The organism is Microbacterium sp. Leaf351 (genome assembly GCF_001423825.1).
Classification (GTDB): Bacteria; Actinomycetota; Actinomycetes; order Actinomycetales; family Microbacteriaceae; genus Microbacterium; species Microbacterium ginsengisoli.
The window spans coordinates 5,516-7,578 of record NZ_LMPK01000002.1 but is presented as its reverse complement, the minus strand read 5'-3'; the positions used below and the strand labels follow the sequence as shown (position 1 = coordinate 7,578).

Below are 2,063 nucleotides of genomic sequence, written 5' to 3'. Positions count from 1 at the left end.
GCTGTCGATGAAGCGCGCCATGATGTCGGGCGTGAACAGGTAGAGCGCGTCGCGCTCGTAGCCGGCGGGGCAGTACAGGCGGAAGTACCGGTCGAAGTCGCCCTCGAGCGACAGGTGCTGTGAGCGCGCGAAGTCCGCCGGCAGATTGGATGCCCCGAACATGCGGTTGTTGCCGACGGCGTCGAGCACGATGTTCGGCAACGGCACGTCGAGGCGCACGGCCACGTACCCCCACCGGTGCGTGGTGCGGTCCCGGTCCGAGCCGGTCTCGTACCGGTAGTTCGCGATCTCGATGTCGCGCCCGGACGCGGTGCGCACGAAATCCAGCGACTTCCGGTTCTCGCCGGTGTCGAAGATGACGCCCGGCAGGTTCGGGTCGTCGATGCGTGTCGTGTAGGTGAGACCGTTCGCGCGCGCGAAGGCGTCGAGCCGGTACGCGTGCACGGCGGCGCTGCGCCAGGTGCGCACGGCCGCCGAGACGAAGATCGCGAGCACTCCGACGACGGCGAGCACGAAGACGAGGGCGACGGGCGAGGCTCCGTCGCCCGTGGCGAGACCCACGATGACCGATCCCAGCACGCCGATGACGATGGGCACGATGACCGCCAGGGCGAACAGCGTCACGATGCCGGCGATGACGAACCCGACGACGCGTCCCGCGGTCATGCCTTTGTCGTGGGCCTTCCGGAACGCCCGCACCGCCGCCGGGTCGACCGGTGCGACGAGGGCACCCGTGTCGAGGGCGCCGGATGCCGCCCGCCCCAGTCCGTTCATCGGTCGGCCCCGTCCCCCACCCACTCCATGCCGACACCGTAGCGGGCGGGGCGACCCGCTGTCAGGCGTTCACGGCGGCGGCTCGCAGATCGAACTTGCGCACCTTGCCGGTGGCGGTGTGGGGCAGCTCCGCCACGAAGTGGAACTCGTCGGGCACCTTGAATGCGGCGAGCAGCCCGCGCGTGTGCACCCGCAGCTCGTCGGCGCCCGCGGCATGCCCTTCGCGCAGCACCACGAAGGCGACCGGCCGCTCACCCCATCGTGCGTCGGGGCGGCCGATGACGGCGACCTCGAGCACGGCGTCGTGCGAGACGACGGCCTGCTCGACCTCGACCGTCGAGATGTTCTCGCCGCCCGAGATCACGATGTCCTTCGCGCGGTCCTTCAGCTCGATGTAGCGGTCGGGGTGCATCACGCCGAGGTCGCCGGTGTGGAACCATCCCCCGCGGAACGCCACCTTCGTGGCCCGGCTGTCGCGGAAGTACTCCAGCATGACGTTGTTGCCGCGCAGCACGATCTCGCCGATGGTCGTGCCGTCCGCGGGGACATCCTGCCCCTGCTCGTCGACGACCCGCGCGGACTCTGCCTGCACCATCCCCACCCCCTGCCGCGCGAGACGCTTGGCGCGCTCGCCGCGGTCGAGGCCGTCCCACGCGGTCTGGTACTCGCACACCGTGAACGGTCCGTACACCTCGGTGAGCCCGTAGACGTGCACGACGGTGATGCCGAGGTCCTCGAGCGTCTCGATGATGGTCGGCGACGGCGGCGCACCCGCGGTCGTGATGCGCAGTGGCCGCTCGACGAGGTGCGCGTCGGCCGACGCCGCGATCGTCGTGCACACGGTCGGCGCCCCGCAGAGATGGGTGACGGATGCCCCGTCGATGAGCTCCCAGATGCGGTCGGCCCGCACGGCGCGAAGCCCGACATGGGTGGCGCCGGCGGCGGTCACCGCCCACGGCGTACACCAGCCGTTGCAGTGGAACATCGGCAGCGTCCACAGGTAGACCGACGCGCTCGTCAGCTGCTGGTGGAACACCTCGCCGAGCGCGTTCAGGTAGGCGCCGCGGTGCGTGTAGACGACGCCCTTCGGCTTGCCGGTCGTGCCCGAGGTGTAGTTGATCGAGATGGGCGCGCGCTCATCCCTCACATGCCATGACACCGGCTCGTCGAGGTCGGCCGCGCGGCCCAGGAACTCCTCGTACGACACCTGACCGGATGCCACGTGCCCGCCCGGATGGCCGAACTCGGGATCCTGCACCTCGACGACCTCCTCGAGGGTGCCGACGCTG

1 protein-coding gene and 1 pseudogene are annotated in these 2,063 nt (G+C 70.4%); both read right to left on the bottom strand.

Annotated elements, in window-relative coordinates:
- Positions 1–774: pseudogene (locus ASG00_RS00505) on the bottom strand (hypothetical protein); the annotation flags it as partial.
- Positions 775–835: 61 nt separating this feature from the next.
- On the bottom strand, positions 836–2,063 hold a 1,228-nt coding region (locus ASG00_RS00500; protein ID WP_235559006.1), incomplete at its 5' end, for an AMP-binding protein.